This is a genomic window from Chitinophaga sp., from assembly GCF_036569185.1.
In the GTDB taxonomy this organism is placed as follows: domain Bacteria; phylum Bacteroidota; class Bacteroidia; order Chitinophagales; family Chitinophagaceae; genus Chitinophaga.
Map to the genome: position 1 here is coordinate 45,486 of NZ_DATCRD010000077.1, position 20,062 is coordinate 65,547.

Annotated in this window: 21 protein-coding genes; 11 read left to right on the plus strand and 10 right to left on the minus strand. The window is 46.1% G+C overall.

Annotation, left to right across the window (positions count from 1 at the left end; translation table 11 throughout):
• The first annotated feature begins 28 nt into the window (after nucleotides 1–28).
• Both VIM72_RS05930 and VIM72_RS05935 read left to right on the plus strand, forming a co-directional pair.
• On the plus strand, nucleotides 29–1,015 hold the full coding sequence (locus tag VIM72_RS05930; RefSeq protein WP_332001949.1) for a Gfo/Idh/MocA family oxidoreductase: 987 nt from the start codon (nucleotides 29–31) through the stop codon (nucleotides 1,013–1,015).
• Nucleotides 1,016–1,071: 56 nt separating this feature from the next.
• Entirely contained in the window at nucleotides 1,072–1,398 is a 327-nt protein-coding gene (locus tag VIM72_RS05935; RefSeq protein ID WP_332001950.1) for a hypothetical protein, read from the plus strand.
• A gap of 31 nt (nucleotides 1,399–1,429) precedes the next feature.
• Here the strand turns inward: VIM72_RS05935 and VIM72_RS05940 are convergent, their stop codons facing one another.
• The 4 genes from VIM72_RS05940 to VIM72_RS05955 form a co-directional block, all read right to left on the minus strand.
• Nucleotides 1,430–2,107 (minus strand): 2-C-methyl-D-erythritol 4-phosphate cytidylyltransferase, encoded by a 678-nt coding sequence (locus tag VIM72_RS05940; protein WP_332001951.1) that lies wholly within the window; start codon nucleotides 2,105–2,107, stop codon nucleotides 1,430–1,432.
• A gap of 67 nt (nucleotides 2,108–2,174) precedes the next feature.
• A complete protein-coding gene (queA, locus tag VIM72_RS05945) occupies nucleotides 2,175–3,224 on the minus strand; it encodes a tRNA preQ1(34) S-adenosylmethionine ribosyltransferase-isomerase QueA (RefSeq protein WP_079470851.1) in 1,050 nt (349 codons plus the stop codon).
• Between the two features lie 98 nt (nucleotides 3,225–3,322).
• Nucleotides 3,323–5,071, minus strand: coding sequence for an ABC transporter ATP-binding protein (locus tag VIM72_RS05950; protein WP_332001952.1), 1,749 nt, complete (start codon nucleotides 5,069–5,071; stop codon nucleotides 3,323–3,325).
• Nucleotides 5,072–5,091: 20 nt separating this feature from the next.
• Nucleotides 5,092–5,862, minus strand: coding sequence for an AMP nucleosidase (locus tag VIM72_RS05955; protein ID WP_332001953.1), 771 nt, complete (start codon nucleotides 5,860–5,862; stop codon nucleotides 5,092–5,094).
• 132 nt (nucleotides 5,863–5,994) lie between these two features.
• On the opposite strand from VIM72_RS05955, the gene VIM72_RS05960 reads away from it, so the two are divergent.
• The gene (locus VIM72_RS05960; protein ID WP_332001954.1) at nucleotides 5,995–6,399 is read left to right on the plus strand and encodes a type I restriction enzyme HsdR N-terminal domain-containing protein; all 405 of its coding nucleotides are present in this window, start codon (nucleotides 5,995–5,997) and stop codon (nucleotides 6,397–6,399) included.
• Nucleotides 6,400–6,622: 223 nt separating this feature from the next.
• Here VIM72_RS05960 and VIM72_RS05965 read toward each other — a convergent pair whose 3' ends face one another.
• The 4 genes from VIM72_RS05965 to VIM72_RS05980 form a co-directional block, all read right to left on the minus strand.
• Complete coding sequence (locus VIM72_RS05965) at nucleotides 6,623–8,041, minus strand: Glu/Leu/Phe/Val dehydrogenase (protein ID WP_332001955.1); 1,419 nt, start codon at nucleotides 8,039–8,041, stop codon at nucleotides 6,623–6,625.
• A gap of 45 nt (nucleotides 8,042–8,086) precedes the next feature.
• On the minus strand, nucleotides 8,087–8,290 hold the full coding sequence (locus tag VIM72_RS05970) for a CcmD family protein (RefSeq protein WP_332001956.1): 204 nt from the start codon (nucleotides 8,288–8,290) through the stop codon (nucleotides 8,087–8,089).
• 29 nt (nucleotides 8,291–8,319) lie between these two features.
• On the minus strand, nucleotides 8,320–8,982 hold the full coding sequence (gene ccsA / locus VIM72_RS05975) for a cytochrome c biogenesis protein CcsA (protein WP_142685895.1): 663 nt from the start codon (nucleotides 8,980–8,982) through the stop codon (nucleotides 8,320–8,322).
• A gap of 145 nt (nucleotides 8,983–9,127) precedes the next feature.
• Nucleotides 9,128–9,796, minus strand: coding sequence for a heme exporter protein CcmB (locus VIM72_RS05980; protein WP_332001957.1), 669 nt, complete (start codon nucleotides 9,794–9,796; stop codon nucleotides 9,128–9,130).
• A 128-nt stretch (nucleotides 9,797–9,924) separates the two neighbouring features.
• Here VIM72_RS05980 and accC point away from each other — a divergent pair, with 128 nt between their 5' ends.
• Nucleotides 9,925–11,415 carry an acetyl-CoA carboxylase biotin carboxylase subunit gene (gene accC / locus VIM72_RS05985; RefSeq protein WP_332001958.1) on the plus strand — a complete coding sequence of 497 codons (1,491 nt, stop codon included), beginning with the start codon at nucleotides 9,925–9,927 and terminating at the stop codon, nucleotides 11,413–11,415.
• A gap of 76 nt (nucleotides 11,416–11,491) precedes the next feature.
• Nucleotides 11,492–11,974, plus strand: a complete 483-nt coding sequence (locus VIM72_RS05990) for a GtrA family protein (protein WP_209863133.1) — start codon at nucleotides 11,492–11,494, stop codon at nucleotides 11,972–11,974.
• A gap of 33 nt (nucleotides 11,975–12,007) precedes the next feature.
• On the opposite strand, the gene VIM72_RS05995 is transcribed toward VIM72_RS05990, so the two are convergent.
• The gene (locus VIM72_RS05995; protein WP_142685891.1) at nucleotides 12,008–12,577 is read right to left on the minus strand and encodes a thymidine kinase; all 570 of its coding nucleotides are present in this window, start codon (nucleotides 12,575–12,577) and stop codon (nucleotides 12,008–12,010) included.
• 90 nt (nucleotides 12,578–12,667) lie between these two features.
• Here VIM72_RS05995 and VIM72_RS06000 point away from each other — a divergent pair, with 90 nt between their 5' ends.
• The gene (locus VIM72_RS06000; protein WP_332001959.1) at nucleotides 12,668–13,618 is read left to right on the plus strand and encodes a hypothetical protein; all 951 of its coding nucleotides are present in this window, start codon (nucleotides 12,668–12,670) and stop codon (nucleotides 13,616–13,618) included.
• On the opposite strand, the gene VIM72_RS06005 is transcribed toward VIM72_RS06000, so the two are convergent.
• Nucleotides 13,588–14,850, minus strand: coding sequence for a 3-deoxy-D-manno-octulosonic acid transferase (locus VIM72_RS06005; protein WP_332001960.1), 1,263 nt, complete (start codon nucleotides 14,848–14,850; stop codon nucleotides 13,588–13,590). The genes VIM72_RS06000 and VIM72_RS06005 overlap by 31 nt on opposite strands.
• 109 nt (nucleotides 14,851–14,959) lie before the next feature.
• On the opposite strand from VIM72_RS06005, the gene VIM72_RS06010 reads away from it, so the two are divergent.
• From VIM72_RS06010 to rfbC, 5 genes are read left to right on the plus strand one after another with little or no spacing between them, the layout of a single operon-like run.
• Nucleotides 14,960–16,087, plus strand: coding sequence for a DegT/DnrJ/EryC1/StrS family aminotransferase (locus VIM72_RS06010; RefSeq protein WP_332001961.1), 1,128 nt, complete (start codon nucleotides 14,960–14,962; stop codon nucleotides 16,085–16,087).
• A gap of 9 nt (nucleotides 16,088–16,096) precedes the next feature.
• The gene (locus tag VIM72_RS06015) at nucleotides 16,097–17,410 is read left to right on the plus strand and encodes a UDP-glucose/GDP-mannose dehydrogenase family protein (protein WP_332001962.1); all 1,314 of its coding nucleotides are present in this window, start codon (nucleotides 16,097–16,099) and stop codon (nucleotides 17,408–17,410) included.
• A gap of 20 nt (nucleotides 17,411–17,430) precedes the next feature.
• Nucleotides 17,431–18,375, plus strand: coding sequence for a UDP-glucuronic acid decarboxylase family protein (locus VIM72_RS06020; protein ID WP_332001963.1), 945 nt, complete (start codon nucleotides 17,431–17,433; stop codon nucleotides 18,373–18,375).
• 14 nt (nucleotides 18,376–18,389) lie between these two features.
• Nucleotides 18,390–19,445, plus strand: a complete 1,056-nt coding sequence (gene rfbB / locus VIM72_RS06025) for a dTDP-glucose 4,6-dehydratase (protein WP_332001964.1) — start codon at nucleotides 18,390–18,392, stop codon at nucleotides 19,443–19,445.
• Between the two features lie 54 nt (nucleotides 19,446–19,499).
• Nucleotides 19,500–20,060, plus strand: coding sequence for a dTDP-4-dehydrorhamnose 3,5-epimerase (rfbC, locus tag VIM72_RS06030; protein WP_142685884.1), 561 nt, complete (start codon nucleotides 19,500–19,502; stop codon nucleotides 20,058–20,060).
• Nucleotides 20,061–20,062: the final 2 nt, after the last annotated feature.

Sequence of the window (20,062 nt, forward strand, 5' to 3'; positions counted from 1 at the left end):
CTTTCGCACATATTTATTCATTTTCCATATGCTCAAAATAGGACTCTTCGGCGTAGGACATTTAGGTAAGATACACCTCTCTCAACTGGCCACTATGAAAGACGTAGAAGTAGTAGGCTTCTATGATCCCAACAATGCAAATGCAGCCAGCATCTCGGAGCAATATAATATTCCGCGGTATACCACTGCGGAAGAACTGATACAGTCGGTAGATGCCATTGATATTGTGGCCCCTACCACCCTGCACTTCAAATTATGTGAACTGGCCATCCGCAATGGTAAACACATATTCGTGGAAAAACCCATGACCAATACCATGGATGAAGCCAGAACACTGGTGAAGCTGGTGGAAGAAGCGAATATCAAATTCCAGGTAGGCCATGTGGAAAGGTTTAATCCTGCTTATCTTGCCCTTAAAGGATACGACCTCAAGCCCATGTTCATTGAAGTACACCGCCTGGCTGAATTCAATCCCCGCGGTACAGATGTGAGTGTTATTCTCGATCTCATGATTCATGACATTGATATTGTTCTCAGCATCGTGAACTCCACCGTTAGCCGTATTTCCGCCAGCGGCGTAGCCGTAATGAGCGATACCCCGGATATTGCCAATGTACGCATCGAATTTGGCAATGGCTGCGTAGCCAATCTCACTTCCAGCCGGATTTCCCTGAAAAAGATGCGCAAAATGCGCCTCTTCCAGAAGGATGCTTACATCGGCATCGACTTCCTCGATAAAAAAACTGAGATTATTAAACTCAAAACACCGGAAGACGAAGGCTTATTCACCCTGGATATTGAAACCAACAGCGGTAAAAAAACAATTGCTATCGATAACCCGGAAATAAAACAATCCAATGCGATCCGTATGGAACTGGAAATGTTCCGCGACAGCATCCTGCAAAATAAACCGGTAGCCGTGAATGCCATAGACGGCCTGCAGGCAATGGATGTAGCCCACCAGATCCTGGCTAAAATAAATAAGGGACTGTCTGAAACGGCTTCCGCCAAATAATTAACACCTGTAACAAACGCTGCTGTCGGTTCGTTTCCATATCACAACAAGCATTTATGAAACGAATTCTTTTTGTACTGACAGCAGCGTTGCTCATTACTTCCTGTTTCCATGACCCTCCTGTTATATCTCATTACATGTGGTATTACGAAACCCTTTGCAATGATCCCTGGGGAAAAGCCCTCACCACCAACAGCGATACAGTATCTGCCTGGCTTACCAAACAAAAAATCAAATTTGAACATGTAACTATCCGGGGAAAAATATTTCCGGATGCGGCAAATCACACCAACTGTGATACCCTTACTACCCGGCGGATTGAGGCAGACATTATCCTGGCAGACACCGCAAAAGCAAGAGCAGCCGGCTTCACCAGCAGGTAACATAATTTCATATGCCCGTTACCGTAGCCGGCTATCCCCGCTCCTTTAGCAATACAGCTGCAATGGCAAGGTCCAGCGGGCGGGTGATTTTAATATTGGATTCTTCTCCGGGCAACAGATGCACCGGATGCCCTAAACGTTCTACCACAGTGGCTTCATCCGTAAATAACGGATCATAAGGCAGTTCAAAAGCTGGCAGGATCAATTCAGAAAGGAAAGTTTGCGGCGTCTGGATAATTCTGAAACGATCACGGTCCACAGCGGCATTACCACCGGCTGATATCTCCCGGATACTATCTTTCATATCAATCACCGGAACAGCGCTGCCATAGGCCAGGGCGGCATCATAACAGGCACGGATCAACGTAGTGGATACCAGCGGACGCACTCCGTCGTGCACAAATACCACGGAAGGTTGCTTTACCAGCTGTAACCCGTTCTTTACAGAATGAAAACGTGTGTCCCCGCCTTTTGTAATAGTGATGCCCGGCAATTTATCAAAAGCCTGCAACAGATGGTTAGCAAAAGTAAAATGGGCTTCAGGCAGTACCAGCACAATTTCCATATCCGGAAACGCCGCTGCAAAAGCAGCAATGGTATGATATAATACAGGTTTGCCGGACAGATCCAGGAACTGCTTGGGAACAGCGCTCTGCATCCGGGTACCGGACCCGCCGGCAACGATGATAGCCACTTTTTTATATTCCATATAAAAAGATCGGGGATTTCCTTATCCAGTTATCTGAATAAGAAAATCCCCGAAAAATGCTTTGTAATTAAACAATCAGCATGGCATCGCCATAGCTGAAGAAACGGTATTTCTCTTTAATTGCCTGCTGATAAGCCTCCATGATCAGGTCATATCCTGCAAAAGCGCAGGTCATGATGAGCAGGCTGGTTTTAGGCAGGTGGAAATTAGTTACCAACGCATTGGGAATGGCAAAATCATACGGAGGATGAATGAATGTGTTAGTCCATCCTTCTGCAGCCTTCAGGTGGTTTTGTGCAGTTACGGAAGACTCGACGGCACGTACGGAAGTAGTTCCGATAGCACAGATCTTGCGGTTTTCCTCTTTTGCTTTGTTCACCACTTTCACAGCGTGTTCTTCGATATGAAAATACTCCGCATCCATTTTGTGCTTGCTCAGGTCTTCCACTTCAATAGGACGGAAGGTACCTAAACCTGTGTGCAGGGTTACTTCTGCAAACTTAACGCCTTTAATTTCCAGACGTTTGATCAACTCACGGCTAAAGTGCAAACCTGCAGTGGGTGCAGCTACAGCGCCCTCGTACTTGGCATACACTGTCTGGTAACGTTCCTTATCTTCATCTTCCGGTTTGCGTTTGATATACTTGGGCAACGGAGTTTCACCCAGCTGATCAAGCACCTGTTTGAATTCCTCGTCATTGCCTTCGAATAAAAAACGGATTGTACGGCCTCTCGAAGTAGTGTTGTCAATCACCTCTGCCACCAACGTCTCATCGTCGCCAAAATACAATTTGTTACCTACACGGATTTTACGCGCCGGGTCAACAATTACATCCCATAAGCGGTTTTGCTTGTTCAGCTCACGCAGCAGGAATACTTCAATTTTTGCTCCTGTCTTTTCTTTACGGCCATATAACCTTGCAGGAAACACCTTTGTATTGTTCACAATCATTACATCCTTATCGTTAAAATAACCAAGGATGTCTTTGAATACTTTGTGCTCAATTTTGCCGGTATTACGATGTACCACCATTAAACGTGATTCATCTCTTGTCTTGGTAGGGTGCTGGGCGATCAGATTTAAAGGAAGATCGAATTTGAACTGTGATAGTTTCATATTACGGTATGAATAAATTTTTAGAGGTGCAAAGCTACCGATTATTATCTACATCATCAAAAATGATATTTAAAATATAATAATCAAATAGTTACATATTATATTCCTTTTGGAATAGCTGCTATCAACTGTTGGGTATAAGGATTTTCCGGGTGATTATACACCTTATCAGCTGCTCCCTGCTCTACAATCTTCCCCTTTTGCATCACCATCATCCGGTCGCTGATAAACCTCACCACAGAAAGATCGTGTGAGATAAAGATACAGGTAAAACCCAGCTCCTCACGCAACCGGATCAGCAGGTTAAGGACCTGTGCCTGCACGCTCACATCCAGTGCAGCTACGGATTCATCACAGATTATAAAAGATGGCTCCACCGCCAGCGCCCGGGCAATTACCACCCGTTGCCGCTGCCCGCCGGAAAACTCGTGAGGATAACGGTCAAAATGCTCCGGCAACAGGTTTACCTTATCCAGTAATTCCAACACCCTGATTCTCCGCTGTTGCTCCGTGCTGTGAAGCCCGTGTACCATCATCGGCTCCAGTATGGCGGCACCAATGGTTTTCCGGGGGTTCAGGGAGGCATACGGATCCTGGAAAATAAGCTGCATATCCTTCCGCAGCGCTCTCATTCCGGCGGCCGACAGGCCCCGTATATCCTGTCCTTTATAAACAATACTTCCTGCAGTTGGTTCTGCAAGCCTTAACAACGACCGCCCTAAGGTAGTTTTACCGCAACCGGATTCACCTACCAGGCCCATCGTTTCACCGGTGATTACCTGGAAACTCACATCGTCTACCGCCTTTGCCCACTGCAGCACCTTCCCGGTAATACTTCTCTTTACCGGGAACCAGGTTTTCAGCTGATGCACCTCGAGTAATGGCACCGCTAAGGCCAGCCGTTGCTCCCGTTGCTTCAGGACTGCTTCGGGAATTACCAGCGACTGCATCACATCACGGATGGCACCGGCTTTTTCGTATATCTGTCCCTGTGAGTCCGTTTCCATAAAATCACGGATCACTGGTAACCTGCTCAAACGTTTATCCAGCGGTGGCCGGCAAGCCAGCAAGCCCTTGGTATACGGATGCTTCGGATGGAGGAATACCTCCTTCACGGTTCCCTCTTCCACGATATTCCCTTTATACATCACCACTACCCTTTCTGCTATTTCTGCTACCACGCCTAAATCGTGCGTAATAAAAATAACGCTCATATCCATCTGCTGTTGCAGTTCCCTGAGTAACTCGAGGATAGCCTTCTGTACGGTCACGTCCAATGCCGTGGTAGGCTCATCGGCGATCAGCAGGCGGGGATGACAGGAAATGGCCATTGCTATCATGACCCGCTGTTTTTGTCCGCCGGAAATTTCATGGGGATAACGGTTCATCATGCCGGCAGGGTCGGGCAATTTTACTTTTTCGAAAAGGGAAATCACTTCTTTCCGGGCATCCTGGCGGCTTAGGCCGGTATGCAAACGGATAGCTTCTGTAATCTGCTCCCCGCAGGTATACAGGGGATTCAGTGCCGTCATGGGTTCCTGGAAAATCATGGCAATTTCATTGCCCCGGTAACTCCGCATGGTGGCGTCGGGCAATTGCAGCAGGTTTACTACTGTTTCATCTGAAGCCTGGTAAAGGATCTTCCCACCGGAAATGGCGCCAGGCATATCAATCAGGCGCATGAGCGAGAGGGCGGTAACGGATTTTCCGGAACCGGATTCTCCTACTACGCCCACTATTTCACCCTTGCCTATAGAAAGGGAAATCTGATTAACAGCTGTTGTTGATGTTTGTCCTGACCTGAAAGTAACCTCCAGGTCCTGTATCTCTACCCGCGTGGAAAGCATACCCGGAAGATACAACAATTCTAAAAACGCAGGTGCTTCACTGTTTGGTGGCTTTCAATCAACTTCTGTAAGGAGTCGATTCCTATTTTGAGATGGCGTTCCACGAACTTGTTGGTGACCTTTTTGTCGCTTTCTTCCGTTTTTACGCCTTCAGGCACCATCGGCTGATCAGAAACCAGTAATAAAGCCCCGGTTGGAATCTTGTTAAAGAAGCCCACAGAAAAGATGGTGGCTGTTTCCATATCTACGGCCATAGCCCTTATCCTTTCCAGGTATTGTTTGAATGTAGCGTCATGCTCCCATACCCGCCTGTTGGTGGTATAGCAGGTACCGGTCCAGTAGTCGTAACCCGAATCACGGATAGTGGTGGAAATAGCCTTCTGTAAAGCAAATGCAGGCAGTGCGGGCACTTCCGGCGGAAAATAATCGTTGCTGGTACCTTCGCCACGGATAGCAGCGATAGGCAATATCAGGTCACCGATATTATTCTTCTTTTTTAAACCGCCACATTTTCCGAGAAACAATACTGCATTGGGAGAGATGGCCGACAGCAGGTCCATTACGGTTGCGGCGCCAGGACTTCCCATCCCGAAGTTAATAATGGTAATGTCGCCTGCAGTGGCGCATTGCATAGGCTTACCTGCACCAACGATTTCCACGTTGTTCCATTCGGCAAACATTGTTACGTAATTACTGAAGTTGGTGAGGAGGATATGGGATCCGAACCGATCCAGTTTCTCACCCGTGTAGCGGGGCAGCCAGTTAGCTACAATTTCGTCTTTTGTCTTCATAGCCTTTTGACAAGCAAATATAAGGTTTTGTTCGCTAACCCCAATATTATCCTAATGTAACTATCTTCGCAGCAGTATAAAAGCAATAATCTCTTGATCGCTATCAGCTTCCCCCCACCCGATTTTAAAATTATGAGAGAAGGCGACAAAGAACTCATCTTTGACCGCTTCCGTAAAAAATATGTAGCGCTCACGCCGGAAGAATGGGTAAGACAAAACTTTCTGAATTACCTGGTAAAAGTGCTGGAATACCCGGCTTCCCTGATAGGTATTGAAAAGGAAATTTTTTTGGGAGAGATGAAGAAGCGGTACGACATCGTTATCTACAATCGTGCAACACAACCCTGGATGTTGGTGGAATGCAAAGAAATGAACGTGCCGCTTACCGAGCATACCATGCAACAGGTGATCCGCTATAACATGGTGATCCCGGCTACCTACCTGGTGATTACCAACGGCGTGAACACTTTCTGCGGCAATTATGTGGCTCCTGAAAACAAATGGCGGTTCCTGCGCGAGCTGCCTGCGTTTGTTTGAGCGCCTTCGGCGCTTGTCTTGGAACACTGATTACGCTGATTATAATGATTAGTTTGATTTTTACTTTTTGATTTTATTTTTTTTGAAAAGATAAGGGGAGATAACAGCAAATTCGCTTTTATCTCCCCTTAATTATTTTCAAATTTTCAAATTAAATCAAGCTAATCATTATAATCAGCGTAATCAGTGTTCCAAGACAAGCGCCGAAGGCGCTCCCTCCGCATCAAGGGAAAATGCCCAGTTGCTCGTAAGCAGCACCCACTTTGTTAATAGCTACTACGTAAGCGGCTGTACGCATATCATGGATCAGCGGGTTGGCCATCATTACATCGCGCACTTCATGAAGCGCGGCGTGCATGGTTTCTTCCAGGCCGGAATATACCAGGTCTACTTCATCGGCACCATGTGCAATAAACTTCCGTTCTTTATCGGATACCTTTTTACCGGTCAGGTCCTCAATGGTTTGCAGGATGTGAATGTTCATATTTTCGTCGAAGCGCTTGCCCAAACGGCCATAACGCACATGGCTAAGGTTTTTCAGCCATTCGAAATAAGATACGGTTACACCACCGGCATTCAGGAACATATCCGGCACAACAATCACCCCTTTCTTATTCAGGATCTCGTCTGCTTCCGGTGTTAAAGGACCATTGGCGGCTTCACCAATGATCTTGGCTTTAACGTTTGGTGCATTGTGCTTGTCTATTACATTTTCCAGTGCCGCAGGGATCAGGATTTCGCAATCCAGTTCCAGGCCATCTGTATTTTTATTCAGGTTGGTAGCGCCGGCGAAATTGACGATGGAGCCGGTAGCTTTTTTGTGCATCAGCACTTCATCCGGGTTCATACCCTGCTCGTTATAGATAGCGCCATCCCACTCGATCAGGCAGATCACTTTGGCGCCTGCTTCGTGGAAGTATTTGGCCGCATGATAACCTACGTTACCCATTCCCTGCACAATGACTCTTTTCCCTTCTATACCGGTAGTAAGACCAAGACGGTCCATATCTTCCTTGATATTGCACAGTTCGCGCAAACCATAGAACACGCCTAAACCGGTTGCTTCCGTACGACCACGCACACCGCCCTGTGATACAGGTTTACCGGTAACGCAGCCATAGCCATCTATTTCACCCGGACGTAAGCTCATATAGGTATCCAGGATCCAGCTCATTTCTCTTTCACCGGTACCATAATCAGGAGCGGGAACATCTGTACCGGGGCCGATAAAGTTTTTCTTTACCAGTTCCGCAGTATAACGACGGGTGATCGCTTCCAGCTGGAAAGGCGTATAGTTGCGGGGATTGATTTTCAAACCGCCTTTGGCGCCACCAAAAGGAACGTTTACAATGGCGCATTTGTAGGTCATCAGGGATGCCAGTGCCATTACTTCATCCTGGTTTACTTCATCGCTGAAGCGGATACCACCTTTACAGGGAAGTTTATGATGTGAATGTTGTACGCGGTAAGCTTCAATTACCTGTACAGAATCGCCTATTCTCACCGGGAATTTAATCTGGTAAACGGCGTTGCAGGCTTTGATCTGCTCCAGGATACCTTTATCCCATTTGGTGAATGCAGCTGCTTTGTCGAAGCTTTTCTCCACACTCTGGAAGAAGCTATAATGCTGATCTTGCGACATAAATTATTGTTTTGGTATAACGATTAGATTTTAAATGCTTTTGGGTTAGTTATGTTTGTCCTTTTCTTCCAGCTTACCGATCTTCCTGTCGAGATTGATAAGAAATAACACGATTCCTAAGAAGATGATCACTAAAACACCGACAATGACATAAATTTTATCGTTGCTGCGGAAGAATTCGTTGACCGGTCCTTTCTCTGTATTCTGCTGTTGTGCATTTGCCAGTATCGAGATGAATAGCAAGACCATGGTCAGGCAAAATGAAAACGCTCTGTTGATCATTTAAAAATATTTTTAAGCTGTAATTTCCTGTAACGTACTACCAGCGTGAATATCCACACACTCAGCAGGGTCCAGCCTATAAAGGCGGGATACAATACCAGTTTCATGGAGCCATCGGTATCTTTTGATGCAAAACCGGGTGTGGTAGCGCTTCCCGGGTGCAGGGAATCCACCATACGGGGAATGATATAGGTGAGTGGTATCAGCAAGGCAAAGGCAAAAATGTTGAAGACTGCGGATATCCGTGCCCGTTTGTCCAGGTCGTGTATGGATATGCGTAGCACCAGGTAAGCCATATAGATAAGAATCGCAATGGCGGTGCACATCTGCTTCGGATCATCTGTAAGCGTTCCTCCCCAGGTGTAGGTGGCCCAGAGGGTACCTGTTGCAAATCCCAGCACGCCAAAGAAAGTGCCTACTCCTGCAGCGCTGGAGGCGATAACATCTTTCTTCAAATCATATTTCGACAGATAAAGCAGCGAGTTGACGAGAGATATGGTATACATGGTATACATACATATCCACATCGGTACGTGAAAGAACAATCCGCGGGATGATTGTCCGTTGGTTCCTATTATAGGTATTTTAACAGTGAACCCGGCGATAATTACATATAAAAGAAGCAGTATCGCTAATGCTTTCCACCAATGTCTGGCCATTTTTTAATAGCTATATTCGGGGGCAAACCTACAGGTTTTAAACCTAATCACAAAGATTTTCGGGGATTTTAAGTTTATCCAACGGCTGTAATTCCCTGTTAAATATCCTTTACAGAAGTGAGCTTTTTGTTTGATATTTCTAATATCAGTCTTTCCACAAAAACGGGAAAAGGATCATTGTCAGGGCTATAACCAGTACATCCATCCCCCCGAGCAGCAGGAACATTTTGGGAAGTTCGGGCTGGTATACGGTTACGAAGGCAGATAAAGAGATGTTGGCCAGCAGCATCAGTACAGGCATAATGAGCGGAAACCCCATCACTGCCATCAGCGCGGCATTGTGGTTGGCCTGAGCGGCAATAGCCGCCAGCATGGTGAATAACAGGGAGATGCTGGTACCGCCCAGCAGCACCATCCCCACAAAATAAACAGGGTTGATAATGGGATTCCCCAGGAAGGCAATACTGCAAACCAGCGCAATGATGCTCATGAGGGTCATCAGGATCACATTATAGATCAGTTTTGCTGCAATAAAGCAACGCGGATTCACCAGGGAGTAGAAATACAGCAGCCGCCCGCGGCTTTCCTGCATAAAGCTTTTAGCCACTGCGTTTACCGCTACAAACAGCTGTATCACCCAGAAAAGAGCATTCCATACCTTATCGTCCGGCCGTCCCATCATCAGGTTAATCACAAAAACGGTAGACACGATATAGAGCAATACCCCATAAAAAGCATACTGCTGGCGGAGCTCCAGTGTTAGATCCTTTTTCACAAGGGTAAGTGTCTGATGTATGGGATGACTTTTTTTCATGATCAGGCGCAAAGATAGCTATTCGCAATCAGCTTTCAGCCGTTACTCATTTTTAAGTATATTTAGCCCTTCATTAAAAAAATGACGTCCCTTATAGCAAAGGGGCCTTTTTTAAAAGCAAACTGCCGATGAAGAAAATTCTGGTTGCCAATAGGGGAGAGATTGCATTACGCATCATGCGTTCTGCGCGTGAAATGGGGATAAAAACAGTGGCGGTGTATTCCGAAGCTGATCGTACCATGCCTTTTGTACAATATGCAGATGAAGCCGTTTGCATTGGCCCTGCTCCTTCTAATCAGTCGTACCTGCTGGGTGAAAAAATCATTGCCGTGGCCATTGAAAAAGGCGCAGATGGCATTCACCCCGGCTATGGGTTCCTTAGTGAAAACGCCCGCTTTGCGCAGCAGGTAGCTGATGCCGGCATTACTTTTATTGGCCCATCAGCGGCATCCATTGAGGTAATGGGAAGCAAACTGGCCGCAAAACAGGCCGCCCAGAAATTCGGCGTGCCCATGGTGCCTGGTACTGAAACGCCTTTACGCAGCGTGGAAGAAGCCCGGGAGGTAGTAAAGAAAACAGGGTTCCCTATCCTGATCAAAGCATCTGCCGGCGGTGGAGGTAAAGGAATGAGGGTGGTAAATAATCCGGAGGAACTGGATGAACAGATCAGGATGGCCAAAAGTGAAGCCCTTAGCGCCTTTGGCGACGATGCTGTGTTCATAGAAAAATATGTGGGCTCTCCGCGCCATATAGAAATACAGGTACTGGGCGACCGCCATGGTAATTGTGTGTATTTATTTGAAAGGGAATGCTCTATTCAAAGGCGACACCAGAAATTGATCGAAGAAGCGCCCTCATCCTGTTTAACACCGGCCATCCGTGCGGCTATGGGACAATGTGCTGTAGACGTAGCCCGGGCATGTGATTATTATGGCGCCGGCACGGTGGAATTCCTGGTGGATGAACAGCTGAACTTTTATTTTCTGGAAATGAACACCCGGTTGCAGGTGGAACACCCTGTAACAGAGCTGATCACCGGCCTTGACCTTGTAAAAGAACAGATAAAAGTGGCCCGTGGCGAAAAATTGTCCTTTACACAGGAAAGCCTTAAAATAAACGGCCATGCCATTGAACTGCGCATCTGTGCTGAAGATCCGGCCAATAACTTCCTGCCGGATACCGGTAAACTGGAAACTTATATCCGTCCGCAAGGTTATGGTGTAAGAGTTGATGACGGATATGAACAGGGCATGGACATTCCTATCTACTATGATCCTATGATTGCCAAGCTCATCGCCTGGGGCAGCAACCGCGAGGAAGCAAGGCTCCGCCTGATCCGGGCCATTGAGGAATACCAGGTAAAGGGGATCAAAACCACGCTGCCTTTTGGCCACTGGGCATTACAGCAGCCAGCCTTCATCGAAGGCAACTTCGACACTAATTTTATCAGTAAATATTTTACGCCACAGTCGCTGCTCACAGACGAAAAAGACGTGAGTAAACTGGCCGCCATACTGGCTGCATACGTGTGGCAGCAAAACAATATAAATTTACAGGAAGCGGCTGTCAGCAGTAATCCACGTGAATCGGCCTGGAAAAAAAGGAATATGTTAAGATAAGCCCAAACAGTTGTTAACTTTCGTTAAAGTGTTTCCAAAAAACACCAAAACGTCTAACTTTGCGCCAATTTTAATTATGTTACGTAACATCATTTTACAGATCCTGCAATTCTTTTACCAGCCCTTTTCGAAGGTAATGCCCTGGCAAACCTTCCGTTACCTTGCATGTGGCGGGGGCAATACGGTATTGGATATAGCGCTGTATTCCATATGTTATAACCTGGTGCTGCATAAGCAAATTGTTCACCTGGGCGCCATTGATATGAGCGCGCATATTGCCGCCCTCTTTATGGCAATGGCCGTTACGTTTCCTACCGGCTTCCTTCTCAGTAAATATGTGGTGTTCTCTGAATCCAATTTACGGGGGCGCGTACAATTGTTCCGCTACTTCATGCTGGTGGGCATCTGCATTCTGCTGAACTATTTATTTATGAAGATATTTGTGGACCAGCTTCACTTCTATCCTACTATCGGTAAAATATTTACCACCGCGCTGGTAGTAATTTTCAGTTATCTTACCCAGAAGAAATTTACTTTTAAAGTGAAACAACAGGTATAAAGAAAAAGGAAGGTCAGTGACCTTCCTTTTTCTTTATACCTCTTCATAATAACAATGCCTGCATCTTGGCTCATACAAATCCTTCTCCCCCAACAACAATGTTTCTTTAGACGCCGATTTACGGTAAGAGTAATTGGCAATATGCCCGCATTTTACACAAATAGCGTGCAACTTGGTAATATAATCTGCCTTTGCCAGCAGGAAGGGCATCTGCCCAAATGGCTTTCCTGTATAGTCCATATCCAGCCCGGCGATGATAACACGTACCCCGCGAAGTGCAAGCTGGTCGCACACATTAGGTAATTCATCGTCAAAAAACTGCGCCTCGTCAATACCCACTACATCCACTTCCTGGGCGAGTAACAGTATCTGCTGGGAATTTTCTATAGGGGTAGAAATGATCTTATTTTCATCGTGAGAAGTGATGCTTCCTTCATCATAGCGGGTATCTACCGCGGGTTTGAATATTTCCACTTTTAAATTGGCGATACGCACCCGTTTGAGCCGGCGGATCAGTTCTTCGGTTTTCCCTGAAAACATAGAGCCGCAAATAACCTCAATCCAGCCCCTCCGCCCTCCTGCAAGAGAAGGTTCAATAAACATATTATACTAATTTGATTACTAATTAATTAAAATATTCTAATTTTATGAAAATAAAATAATTTCAATCACAAACCCGTTAACAATTAAGGCATGGAAAAAATTAATGCATTAATTGATAAACTACAGGAATTAAAAAATTCCGGGGCTGAGCTTTCTGCAATTTCGTACTACACACAATTGCTCCAGGCTGAGGTGCTGCATGCGCGTAACAAGCTGCATCAGCAACAGGTACAATCCACCCAGGGAAATATCGCGGTAATTATGCCGGTACAGCAACCTGTAGCAGTAACAATGCCCGTAGCTGCCACGCCGCAAACTACAACATTACCTTCAAATAAACCGGAGGAAGCACCTGTTGCCTCCCCTGAACCGGAAGAAGTGAATGCCCGTGCAGCAAGACTAAATGATGCTCCTACCCGTAACACTGTAATTCTAACTGAAGATATTAATACCCGCGCTGCAAAGGCAGAAGAACTTCCGGCAGATAAGCAGGCAGCAACATCAACAACACCACCTGTGGAAATACCTCCGGCGGCAGACCTGGTTCCGCCTAAACCGGAACCGGTAGTAACAGCGCAACCTATTCCCACGCTGGTAGTTAACCAACCTGCAGCGGAAAAACCCAGGCCCTCGCCTGCTGCTACCCTGTTTGATGATGTTCCACCGGTAAAAAATACAGCTCCTGCAACTAATAACGGCGAACTCAGAAAGGATCTCAATGAACTTGTTGGCAGCAATGGTACATCGCTAAACGACCGTTTGCGTCAGCAACAGGTAGAGGTAGCCCAAAAACTGGGAGATATGCCTATTAATGACCTCCGCCAGGCCATTGGCATCAACGACAAATACCAGTTCATCCAGGAGCTGTTCAGGGGCGACCGTGACCTGTACGAACGCTCTATTAAAACTATTAATGAATTTGGAAATCTCCGGGAGGCAGACTACTGGATACAGCGTGAAATCAAAATCATCCAGGGTTGGGAAGACGACAATCACCTGGTACAGCACTTTTATTCGTTGCTGAGAAAACGTTTCTCCTGAATATAATCCAATACTTTCCGGGTGGCGCCGGTATTGGCCGCCACATAACTTCCCGCAATACCGGCTACACTGGCATAAGATGCGGTGTCTGCCAGCAACATTTCCATGTAAGTGTGAAGGTTCCTGTAATTATGTACCACCAATGCTCCGCCTGCTGCCACTAACTCTACTGCTTCAAAATACTTTGCAAACTCCGGTCCTATGATCACCGGCTTACTGTAAACCGCCGGTTCCAGTACATTATGTACACCATCTTTATCAAAGCCGCCGCCTACATAAGTAATAACAGCATAGCGGTAAAGAGCAGTGAGCATACCAATATTATCTATGATCAGCACATCCGACCCGTTACCGCCGCCGGTTTTCAGCCCCGAAAAAAGCTGTGCTCCCGGAAATAATGCCAGGATCGACTGGATATGGCTATCATGAATTTCATGGGGGGCAAGGATTAGCTTAATGTCTGTTTCTTCTTTTTCTTTCCACCAGTCGCTCAATACTTTTTCATCGGCTGGCCAGGTGCTACCCGCCACAACCAACCTGCTTTTCCCAGCAAAAACGGAAATTTCAGGCAATTCCCGGTGCTCATCCAGCAATGTAGCTACCCGGTCGAAGCGTGTATCACCACTAACGCTGCAATTTTGGAGGCCAATCTCACGGAGCAGTTCCAGTGACGCATCGTTCTGCACAAAGATGTGTGTGAGCTGCTGCAGGAGACGCCGGAACATATTACCATAACCTTTAAAAAATACCTGGTCGGGGCGGAAAATGCCTGATACCAGCAGGGTGGGAATATTTCGCTGATGAAGGGCTGTAAGATAATGATACCAGAACTCATATTTTATAAAGATAGCCAGGGCGGGCTGAACAATATCCAGGAAATTGCGGGCATTGCGGCTTGTATCCAGCGGCAGGTAATACACATAATCGGCGCCTTTATAATCCTTCCGCACCTCATACCCCGAGGGCGAAAAAAAAGTTAACAGGATTTTATACGAGGGCCAGGCGGCGCGAATGGCTTCCAGTACAGGTCTTCCCTGCTCAAATTCGCCCAGGGAGGCAGCATGGACCCATATCACCGGATGAGTGCCAACCCCATCCTGCTGCATGCGCAGCCGCCAGTTGTGCCGGCCTTCCAGCCAGCGGCGGGCTTTGGCTTTTCCTGCAAATGCAGCCAGGTGCACTCCTGCTTTGTATAATTGAAGCCCGGTATTATAAATTCCTTCTGCTATCATTCTCCTGCGTACTTTTACTTAATTTTCAGCTGAATGCAAAGATAATCCCCAGCCAATCCCAAAATTTGTAAATTTGCACACTTTAAACAAAATAAAAATATACGATCATATGGTTCCTATTCAGATGGTGGACTTGAAACGCCAGTATACGAAGATTAAATCACAGGTAGATGCAGCCATCGGCGAAGTGCTGGATAGTTCCGCTTTTATTAATGGTGGTGCGGTTCAGCAATTCAGCAGCGAATTACAATCGTACCTGGGGGTAAAACATGTGATCCCGTGCGCAAACGGCACAGATGCGCTTCAAATTGCCATGATGGCGCTCGGACTGGAACCAGGTGATGAGGTAATAACTCCCTCTTTCACTTTCATTGCTACGGCGGAAGTAATAGCCCTGCTGCAGCTGAAACCCGTTTTCGTGGATGTGGATCCTCAAACATATTGCGTGGATATTGCTGCTGTAGAAAAGGCCATTACACCTAAAACCAAAGCTATTGTACCGGTACACTTATACGGTCATGTAACGGATATGGAGCCGCTGATGGCGCTGGCAGCAAAATACAAACTGTATGTGATTGAAGATAATGCACAGGCGATAGGCGCTGATTATACTTTTGCCGATGGCACGAAGAAAAAGGCCGGTACGATTGGGCATATTGGCTGTACTTCTTTCTTCCCATCCAAAAACCTGGGTTGCTACGGAGATGGTGGCGCTATTTTCACCAACGACGACGAACTGGCGGCAAAGATCCGTATGGTAGCCAATCATGGCCAGTCGGCACGCTATTATCATGACGTGGTAGGTTGTAACTCCCGCCTCGATTCTGTACAGGCTGCCGTATTACGTATTAAACTTCCTCTGCTGGATGAATATATAACAGCACGTCGCGCAGTTGCGGACGCTTATGATGCTGCATTTGCAGGTATGCCCCAGATAACAACGCCTTACCGTGCCCCTTACAGTTACCATGTATTTCACCAATACACCCTGCAGCTGAATGGCGCCGACAGGAATGAACTGCAGAAATACCTGGCCGAAAAAGAAGTCCCTGCAATGATCTACTATCCTGTTCCTGCTCACCGCCAAAAAATGTTCGAGCACTTCGGCGGTGCAGCTTTTGATCTCCCCGTAACCGACAATCTCACCACGAAGGTGATTTCCTTGCCAATACACACTGAAATGGATCCCGATCAGCTGGAATATATTATCCAGTCAGTTAAATCATTTTTAAAATAATCACCCCACATGAAAATTACAGTAGTAGGAACCGGTTATGTAGGTCTCGTGACCGGTACTTGTTTTGCCGAAACAGGAAATGATGTCACCTGCGTAGACATTGATGCCAACAAAGTAAAAAAGCTTTCCTCAGGTCAGATTACCATTTACGAGCCTGGGTTGGAAAAATTATTTGAACGCAACCTCAAAGAAGAACGACTGTCCTTCACTACCAGTCTTGAAGACGGGATTAAAGGCGCAGAAGTAATATTCCTTGCGCTTCCCACGCCTCCGGGAGCAGATGGAGCAGCGGACTTGTCTTTTGTGCTCAATGTTGCTACACACCTGGGAAAGATCATGACCGACTACAAGGTGATTGTAGACAAAAGCACAGTACCGGTTGGAACCGCAGAAAAAGTAACAGCTGCTATCGCACAAAATTGCCAAACTCCGTTTGATGTGGTTTCCAATCCCGAATTTTTGCGGGAAGGTGTAGCGGTCGATGATTTCATGAAACCAGACAGGGTGGTGATTGGTACATTGTCTGACAGAGCGAGAAAAGTAATGGGTGAACTGTATGCTCCTTTTGTAAGACAGGGCAATCCTATCCTGTTTATGGATGAGAAATCTGCAGAGCTTACCAAATATGCCGCCAACTCATTCCTGGCTACAAAGATTTCCTTCATGAATGAAATCGCGATACTATGCGAGAAACTCGGCGCTGATGTGGATATGGTACGCAGGGGGATCGGTAGTGATGACCGTATTGGTAAGCGCTTTCTTTTTCCCGGTATCGGCTACGGTGGCAGCTGCTTTCCAAAAGATGTACAGGCGCTGGTAAAATCATCCGAAGATGCCCGGTATGAATTTAAAATACTGAATGCCGTAATGGATGTGAATGAAAATCAGAAGCTGTTCCTTCTTCCTAAAATAAAAAATTTCTTTAAAAACGATCTGAAGGGTAAACACTTTGCGCTGTGGGGCCTGGCATTCAAGCCTAATACAGACGATATCAGGGAAGCGCCGGCATTATATATTATTGATGCGTTACTCGCAGAAGGCGCTACCGTAAGCGTTTTTGATCCGGAAGCTATGGCAAATGTGAGACAGCTGTTAGGTGATAAAATCACATACGCCGATCATCAATACACCTGCCTGGAAAATGCAGATGCCCTGATTATTGCTACGGAATGGAGTGTGTTCAGAACTCCCGACTTCCATAAAATTTCGGCCAGCCTTAAAAATCAGGCTATTTTTGATGGCAGGAACCTTTTCGAGGTGTCCCGCATGAAAGAACTTGGCTATCATTATGAAAGCGTAGGGCGCACACCTGCTATTCTGTAACTATTATTTATACCTGACATATGGAAAAGAAAAGAATACTCATTGCAGGTGCTGCCGGATTTCTTGGATCCCACCTTTGTGACCGGTTTATAAAGGAAGGATTTCATGTAATTGGTATGGACAACCTTCTTACCGGCAATATCAAAAATATTGAACACCTTTTTCCGTTGCCGGAATTTGAATACTATCATCACGATGTTACGAAGTTTGTACATGTTCCCGGCAAACTCGATTACATACTGAACTTTGCATCCCCGGCCAGCCCGATCGATTACCTGAAGATGCCTATTCAAACACTGAAAGTAGGATCACTGGGCACGCACAACCTGCTGGGGCTGGCAAAAGAAAAAAAAGCGCGTATCCTTGTTGCATCTACTTCCGAAGTGTATGGAGATCCCAATGTACACCCGCAAACGGAGGAATACTGGGGAAACGTAAATCCCGTTGGCCCGAGAGGAGTATATGATGAAGCCAAAAGATTCCTTGAGTCTATTACAATGGCCTATCATAATTTTCACGGGGTGGAAACACGTATTGTCCGCATCTTCAATACTTACGGTCCGCGTATGCGGCTTAATGACGGGCGTGCATTGCCTGCATTTATGAGCCAGGCACTGAATGGACAGGACCTGACCGTATTTGGCGATGGCAGCCAAACCCGTTCATTCTGCTATGTAGACGACCTGGTGGAAGGTATTTACCGTTTATTGTTAAGCGATTACCACCTGCCGGTTAACATTGGCAATCCACAGGAAATTACACTGAACCAGTTTGCAGAGGAAATCATCGCATTAACAGGTTCCAAACAAAAAATTGTTTATCATCCATTACCAAAAGATGATCCAAAACAGCGGCAGCCAGACATCACTAAAGCCCGTAACCTGTTGGGTTGGGAGCCTAAAATAGGCAGGCAGGAAGGCTTGAGGATCACCTACGAATATTTTAAAGAGGCCTTATTAAAATAAAATTTTTCTCTGGAATGAAGCGTAAACTATTAATTACCGGCGGCGCCGGGTTCATTGGCTCTCATGTAGTACGGTTATTTGTCAATAAATATCCTGATTACCAGATTGTAAATCTTGATGCTCTCACCTACGCTGGTAACCTGGAAAACCTCGTGGATGTAAAAGATAAACCGAATTACATTTTTGAGAAAGGTGATATCACAGACGAAGCATTCATTGATGAGCTTTTTGCTAAATATCAGTTTGACGGGGTGATCCACCTTGCCGCAGAAAGTCATGTAGACCGCTCCATCATGGACCCGCTGGCATTCATAAAAACAAACGTGCTCGGTACTGCTGTATTGCTGAACAATGCACGGAAACACTGGAAAGATAACATGAACGGAAAACTGTTCTATCATGTGTCTACCGATGAAGTGTATGGATCATTGGGAGATGAAGGATTTTTTCTTGAAACTACCGCTTATGACCCACGTTCGCCTTACTCCGCTTCAAAAGCCAGCTCGGATCATTTTGTAATGGCTTATTATCACACTTATCATTTGCCTGCTGTTATTTCCAATTGTTCCAATAACTATGGCTCCCATCATTTCCCCGAAAAGTTGATACCGCTGGCTATTCACAATATCAAAAACAATAAACCGGTGCCGGTTTATGGGAAAGGCGAAAATATCCGCGACTGGTTGTATGTAAATGACCATGCCCGCGCAATTGATACTATTTTCCACCACGGAAAAGTAGGTGAAACCTATAATGTAGGCGGATTTAACGAGTGGAAAAATATTGACCTGATCCAATTACTGTGCAAGATCATGGATAAGAAACTGGGACGGCCTGAAGGAACCTCTGCACAGCTGATCACTTTTGTGAAAGACAGGGCAGGGCACGATCTCCGTTATGCCATTGATGCCACCAAGCTCAATAAAGAACTCGGTTGGGAGCCCTCCCTCCAGTTTGAAGAGGGCCTTGAAAAAACCGTAGACTGGTACCTGGAAAATGAAGCCTGGCTCAACAATGTTACCAGCGGAAATTACCAGCAATACTATAACGAACAATATCAAAAAAGATAGTGATGCAGCAGTTGGTTCAAAAACTAACTGCTCATTGCTTTATAGCTATTACACATGCCTTTTCAACAAACCGGGATACCCGACCTGCTAATTTACGAACCCAAAGTTTTTGGAGACCATCGTGGTTATTTTTTTGAAAGTTATAATGCCAATACCTTCAGCGCTGAGGGTATTGAGTATAAATTTGTACAGGACAACCAGGCCCGCTCTACCTATGGCGTGCTTCGCGGTCTCCATTATCAGCTGGAGCCTTATGCGCAAACCAAACTGGTAAGAGTACTGGAAGGAAGCATTATTGACGCTGTTGTAGATATCCGTAAAGGATCCCCTACCTATGGTAAATCCTTTGCTATTGAACTAAGCGCCAGCAATAAATTACAACTACTGGTGCCTAAAGGATTTGCACATGGCTACGCAGTGATCAGCCAAACAGCGGAAGTAATGTACAAATGCGATAACTTCTACCATAAAGGCAGCGAGGGAGGAATTATTTATAATGACCCCTCCCTGGGTATCGACTGGGGCATTAACCTGGATGACGCTATTGTTTCCGAAAAGGACCTGATCCTTCCCACACTGGCAAACATTCAACATAATTTTATTTTTAACAGCTGATC